We start from the raw sequence: 6039 nt of genomic DNA on the forward strand, positions 1-6039 counted from the left end.
ACTATAAAAAAACAGAAGCAGCCTTTTAAATCACCGGATATACCCATCCATAACGCGGATTACAGTAATATGGGGGTCTTGCGCCTATTTTCGGTACTTGAATGCTCACACCACCATCTGCCGTGTACATAATTCGTTCTTTTTCATTAGACTGTTGAACAAGCAGCAGCCTGACCTGGCCATGTACTTCATAAGCCTGCACGTGCAGCTTCCTCCCTTCTGTTTCGTTTCTCCTTACTTTATTCAGCTTTCATTTAAATGGACTCTGGCTCCACTTCGTTTCGAAACATTCACCACAAACGCCTATCTTACATACAGTGTGATAGGTCATTTTCAAATGAGGGAGGTCTTTCCATTTTGAATGATAAAAAAGATAAGAACCAAAACGGGTCTCCACATTCATATCCTCTTTACCCTAATTACGGAAAAATAACACAATATGAAGATGTTTCGCTTACAGTTCCAGAACAGCGGCAGCTGCGGCAGCCTGGGTTGGAAAAGTGGATGGTGCCCCGCCCAATTGTAGAAAATCCGAATGAAAAAGGAAGCGGGAAGCTGAAAGGAAAAACGGCCCTGATCACAGGAGGAGACAGTGGCATCGGAGCCGCCGTGGCCATTGCTTTTGCCAAAGAAGGAGCCAATGTGGCGATTGCTTACTTGGATGAGCACGAAGATGCCGAGCGGACCAAAAACAGAATCCAGGAACTCGGACAGTCTTGCTTACTGCTGCCGGGTGATCTCGGAAAAAAAGAGCAATGTGCTGCCATTGTGGAAAACACCGTAAAAACACTTGGCGGTCTTGATGTGCTGTGCAATCACGTCGGCATTCAATTTCAGCAGCTCAGCCTGCTCGATATTACAGACGAACAGTTTGATCTCACCTTTAAAATTAATATTTATTCTCATTTTTATACAACGCGGGCCGCTCTTCCCCATTTGAAAGCAGGAAGTTCTATTATTAATACTTCTTCCGTTACAGCTTACCGGGGCCATAAGGAATTGATTGATTATTCGTCCACAAAAGCAGCAAATATTGGCTTTACACGGGCTCTGGCCAACAACGTTATCAGCCAGGGAATCCGCGTAAACGCCGTGGCACCCGGCCGCGTGTGGACGCCTCTTATTCCGGCAAGCTTTTCAGCAGACCAGGTTCCGCTCGTTAATAACCTGATGGATCGCCAAGGGCAGCCGTTTGAACTGGCCCCAGCTTACGTATATCTTGCTTCCGACGATTCACGGTATATGACCGGGCAGACTATTCACGTTAATGGAGGCGAATGGACTTCTTCATAACGACTACCTTGAAAAAATAAACAAAGAAAAGGAGACAGCATTTAGCTGTCTCCTTTTTCAGCTTATCCGTTTTACTTCTGTAAACTTCCCGCTTCTGCACCCAGCCATTCTGTAAATTCAGCATCCGTAGGATACATGCGTTCTTTCACTACTTCTCCGTTCAGAAAAATAATGGGTAAAATTCCCGGCCCTTTTTCTTGCATAAGTGTATGTACCGTTTCATTTTCCAAAAAAGCATCTGAATGATCCGCTAAGTTAAAGCGTTTAATATGGGCCCCTTTTTCCTGCCACATATGGACTGATGCGGCCACACGGGCAAGCTCCGGGTCTACACGTGGACCGCATGTGCCAGAACAGCACATGGCCGGGTCGAAAATATGAATCGTTGTCATTCGATTCTCCTCCTTTTTTATTTGCTAAAAGTATACACCGTTTCAGACAGCGCTTTCAACGATAGATTTTTCATAAAAAAGGATATTGCGCCCTTATGATTTTAAAAAATAATTCTATAGACGGTCTCGATTTCATACATTATCATATTAGAGAAGGTTTTTAATGATAATTATTATAAATAAATATTGACTTTCGTTTGAGAAGTGTTATCATTTACTTATAGTAAACAATAATTGATGAGGTGATTTCTTTGATCAAAAAAAGCAATCGTTTAACAACCAGCTGGGGTGCTCCTGTTGGGGATAATCAAAACTCACAAACAGCGGGAGATCGCGGTCCTACTTTAATTCAAGATGTTCATTTGCTTGAAAAACTGGCTCACTTCAACCGCGAACGCGTACCTGAGCGCGTTGTTCACGCAAAAGGCGCTGGTGCACACGGCTACTTTGAAGTAACAAATGATGAAATCTCAAAATATACAAAAGCAGACTTTTTATCTGAAGCAGGCAAACGTACGCCGATGTTTATCCGCTTCTCAACCGTTGCCGGTGAGCTTGGATCAGCTGATACGGTTCGTGATCCGCGCGGCTTTGCAGTTAAGTTTTATACAGAAGAAGGCAACTATGATATTGTCGGAAACAACACACCTGTATTTTTTATTCGCGATGCGATTAAATTTCCTGACTTTATTCATACACAAAAACGCCATCCCCAAACGCACTTGAAAAATCCTACAGCCGTTTGGGATTTCTGGTCTTTATCACCTGAATCACTTCATCAGGTTACGATTTTAATGTCTGACCGTGGTATCCCGGCAACGCTCCGTCATATGCATGGATTCGGCAGCCATACCTTTAAATGGGTAAACGCTGAAGGACAAGCTGTCTGGGTGAAATACCACTTTAAAACAGATCAAGGCGTAAAAAATCTGGATGTAGATGTTGCCGCAAAACTAGCTGGTGAAAATCCGGATTATCATACAGAAGACTTATTTAACGCTATTGAAAACGGTGATTTCCCATCATGGACATTGTATGTGCAAATTATGCCATACGAAGATGCCAATACGTACAAATGGGATCCATTTGATGTCACAAAAGTATGGTCACAAAAAGACTATCCATTAATCGAAGTTGGTAAAATGACACTGGACCGCAATCCAGAAAACTATTTTGCAGAAGTTGAGCAGGCTACATTCTCACCAGGTACTCTTGTTCCAGGCATTGAGCCGTCACCAGACAAAATGCTTCAAGGCCGCTTGTTCGCTTATGCAGATGCGCACCGCTACCGTGTTGGCGCTAACCATAATACACTGCCAATCAACTCGCCAAAATGCCCGTACCACAACTATCAGCGCGACGGCCAAATGCGCTTCGACGGCAATGGCGGCAAGTCGGTTTATTATGAGCCAAACAGCTTTGGCGGCCCGGCTGAAACACCGGAAGCGAAGCTGACACCATTTGAGGTGCAAGGCTTTGCAGGTCAGCACAACTACAGCCATGATGACCATTACACACAAGCAGGCGACTTGTACCGTTTATTGTCTGAAGATGAGCGCACACGCCTTGTTAACAACATCGTTGGTGCGATGAAACCGGTAGAGCGTGAAGACATTAAGCTTCGCCAGATCGCCCATTTCTATAAAGCAGATCCAGAATACGGCACACGCATTGCAGAAGGGCTTGGCCTTGCCGTTCCAGCTCAGTAAATAAAAAAAGAGGTATTCCGCCCGTTTGCGGATACCTCTTTTACTTTGAAAAGGAGTGAACATTCGTTGAAAAAAGCCCAAATTTGTCCTGACTGCCAAATGGCTATGAAAAAGCTAAAGCACAGCACTTTATGCGGATGCGGTATTAAATTTACAACGATCAGCCGCTCAAAGCGTTAACGAAACCGTTCAGGAAAATCGGTAATAAGCGCTTCTACCGGCACACCGCTGCTCCGAATCCGCTCCCACTCTTTCGGATGGTTAATTGTATAGAGACGAAGAAGCATGCCGCTGTCAACGGCTTCCCTTCCATAGCCGCTAAGCGCATAGGATGACTGTGTATGAAGGGCCCTTAAACCAAGCTCTTTCGCTCTTGCCAATGCATCACGGCGTATCTTCCAAATAAGTCCCGCAATTGCTATGTACGGGTCCAGCTCAATCACCCGCTTAATGCTGTCGAAGTTAAACGAAGAAATAATAACTCTCTCCCGCATCTGGTAAGCGCCAATCAAATCCAGCACTTGTTTTTCGATTCCGTGGTAGGGTACTTTATTGGTTTTGAGTTCAATATTGATCTGCAGCTTATTGCCTGCCGCCCACTTAAAAAATTCATCGAGTGTTGGAATTTTTTCGCCTGCGAAGGACGGACTGAACCAGCTTCCTGCATCAAGCTGTGCCAATTCATCCAGCGTCATTCGCCCAATGGCTCCCCTGCCGTTTGTTGTCCGATTAACGGTTTCATCATGAATAATGACAAGCTCTCCATCCCTTGTCATTTGTACATCGAGTTCAATGCCGTCTGCCCCTTTTTGAGCAGCTGCCCGGAAAGCGGCCATTGTATTTTCGGGGCATGTTCCGCTTGCACCGCGATGGGCAAAAATGACCGGCTTTTGATTCATGCTGATCTCTCCTTTTTATATCATCCTCTTTATCTTATGTTAAATGAAAGAAGAAGCGCCAGTTTTGAGCGATGCGCTGCCAGGGCTCTCTATATATTAAATCGGTTTTCCTTATAAAAAACGGCTTCCTTGTACGGAAGCCGTTTCAGACTGTAGACAAAGTGGTTCTCAAATCTTCGATTTGAGGATTTGAGGCCGCTTTGTCTTTTTTTTATGCATTTGGACAGCCCTATTAAGCTGGCTGCACTGGTTTCCACGACCAGCAGGCCAGCTTTTTAAGATTCATGGCAGCGAAAGTAAGCATCGCCTGCATGGATAATTTCCCCAGTCCTCTGAGGGTTGTCCATCGCATGCCATGCTTTTCCTTAGCATCTGCAAAGACCCGCTCAATCGTTTCTTTGCGCCTTGCATACATGTATTTATTCTGCGCCGTATGGCGCAGGTGGTCCGCTTCTTCAAGATAGTGTTCCCATATATGCCGGTGAACCAGCTTCATATGATTCTGGCTCTGAGTACACACAGACAGAAATGGGCATTCCGCGCAATGATGAGGATTAGAAGCATACTGCCTGTATCCTTCACGCGTAGTCGTGCGGTAAGAAAGCACCTGCCCCTCCGGGCAGATGTAGCAGTCATAGTGCTCATCATAAGCATAGTCACTCTTCTTCAAATACTCTTTCGGCGTACGAGGTCTGGAATACGGGAGAACCGGCCGGATCTCCCGATCGGCTATGTACTTGGCGATAAAAGGTGTTTTGTATCCGGCATCGGCAGCTACGGCATCAGGCTTCGAGACTTTTTCCATGACTTGATCGAGAACGTCTGTAAATACACGGCTGTCATGAACATTGGCACCCGTGACACGGGAAGCAAGGACAAATCCGTTGGCATCACAGGCGGTGTGAAAGGAATAGGCAAAGTTTTTCTCTCGTTCGTCTTTCACATAGTATCCGCTGTCTGGGTCAGTCGTGCTCGCCTTGATTTCCTTCATCTCTTCCTTTTCCTGTGGGGGGAAACGGCTTTTTTCCATGTTCTTCACGATCTATATTGATCTCTTCCTCAAGCTGTGCTTGGTAGCTGCGTGCTTCAACGCGCACCACTTTCTTATTGAATTTCTTCTTATTGGCACTGGCTTTGACATGCGTTGAATCGATAAAAGCAACGGATGGATCGACAAATCCTTTCGCCATCGCTTCTTTCAGTATCCGGTAAAAGATCTGTTCGAACAGGTCGGTGTCTTTAAAACGGCGGACATAGTTTTTACCGAAGGTAGAGAAATGAGGAATTTTCTCCGAAAATCCATAGCCAAGAAACCAGCGGTACGCCACGTTGGTTTCAATCTCCTTAATCGTCTGGCGCATGGAGCGGATGCCAAACAGGTACTGGACCAGCACCATTTTAATCAGTACGACAGGGTCCACACTTGGCCGGCCGTTGTCAGCTGAATACATATCTTCCACTAATGGATAAATAAAGTCGAAGTCGATCGCCGCCTCGATTTTGCGGACCAGATGGTCAGCCGGCACAAGCTGGTCGAGCGCGACAACCTCCATTTGGTTCCGCCGGTTTTCCGGACGTTTTGATAACATACAAATTCCCCCACAAGATTTTGATAGATCCATTATACAAAACATACTAAGATTAGCAGTGCAGACCAAGGCATTGGTTTGCACTGCTATTTTTTATATAGTAGAAGTGAAGCTGGAGGCCGACAGGCTTTTAGGATCTAGAATCCGTATACAAAAC

Annotated in this window: 5 protein-coding genes and 1 pseudogene; 2 read left to right on the forward strand and 4 right to left on the reverse strand. The window is 45.4% G+C overall.

Annotation, left to right across the window (positions count from 1 at the left end; genetic code table 11):
• Positions 1–25: 25 nt before the first annotated feature.
• Positions 26–202 (reverse strand): hypothetical protein, encoded by a 177-nt coding sequence (locus M3221_RS21610; protein WP_251273755.1) that lies wholly within the window; start codon positions 200–202, stop codon positions 26–28.
• A gap of 155 nt (positions 203–357) precedes the next feature.
• Between M3221_RS21610 and M3221_RS21615 the strand changes: the two genes are divergently transcribed.
• A complete protein-coding gene (locus M3221_RS21615) occupies positions 358–1293 on the forward strand; it encodes an SDR family oxidoreductase (RefSeq protein ID WP_251273756.1) in 936 nt (311 codons plus the stop codon).
• A 71-nt stretch (positions 1294–1364) separates the two neighbouring features.
• On the opposite strand, the gene arsD is transcribed toward M3221_RS21615, so the two are convergent.
• Positions 1365–1685: an arsenite efflux transporter metallochaperone ArsD gene (gene arsD, locus M3221_RS21620; protein WP_251273757.1), complete on the reverse strand. Its 321-nt coding sequence runs from the start codon at positions 1683–1685 to the stop codon at positions 1365–1367.
• Positions 1686–1939: 254 nt separating this feature from the next.
• Here arsD and katA point away from each other — a divergent pair, with 254 nt between their 5' ends.
• Entirely contained in the window at positions 1940–3394 is a 1455-nt protein-coding gene (katA, locus tag M3221_RS21625; protein WP_251273764.1) for a catalase KatA, read from the forward strand.
• A gap of 176 nt (positions 3395–3570) precedes the next feature.
• Here the strand turns inward: katA and M3221_RS21630 are convergent, their stop codons facing one another.
• On the reverse strand, positions 3571–4293 hold the full coding sequence (locus M3221_RS21630; protein ID WP_251273758.1) for a glycerophosphodiester phosphodiesterase: 723 nt from the start codon (positions 4291–4293) through the stop codon (positions 3571–3573).
• A 232-nt stretch (positions 4294–4525) separates the two neighbouring features.
• Positions 4526–5882: pseudogene (locus M3221_RS21635) on the reverse strand (IS1182 family transposase).
• Positions 5883–6039 lie beyond the last annotated feature (157 nt).

Source organism: Domibacillus indicus, from assembly GCF_023715895.1.
Classification (GTDB): domain Bacteria; phylum Bacillota; class Bacilli; order Bacillales; family Domibacillaceae; genus Domibacillus; species Domibacillus indicus_A.

Coding starts and splice junctions, on each gene's coding strand:
- arsD (WP_251273757.1), bottom strand. CDS start 1,685: ATGACAACGATTCATATTTTCGACCCGGCCATGTGCTGTTCTGGCACA.
- M3221_RS21630 (WP_251273758.1), bottom strand. CDS start 4,293: ATGAATCAAAAGCCGGTCATTTTTGCCCATCGCGGTGCAAGCGGAACA.